The 234-nt window shown below is 56.4% G+C and carries 1 protein-coding gene; it reads right to left on the reverse strand.

What is annotated here, in order from left to right:
• Positions 1 to 234: hypothetical protein (locus AC1RPN_RS09230; protein ID WP_481763885.1), on the reverse strand; the 234-nt coding region annotated here is incomplete at both ends.

Raw genomic sequence — 234 nt, forward strand, 5'->3', positions numbered from 1 at the left:
GTAGCCAAACCAGAACAGATCATCCGGAGACTTGTTGTCGAACCGCTCATCGCGATACCACTCCGGATGTTCCAGCGATTGGTACGAGCCACTGGACGTGCGACCACGGCGACGCGACTCTTCGTCGAACGGCTTCCACGCAGCCCACCAGTTGCAGGAATTGATGCGACACGACTCCGAATCCGTGTACGCGTCATACCGCAAGATCACACCAAAAGCCGAGTGGAACATGAT

The sequence above is a fragment of the Dellaglioa sp. CoH-57-MRSF-20 genome (assembly GCF_056781955.1).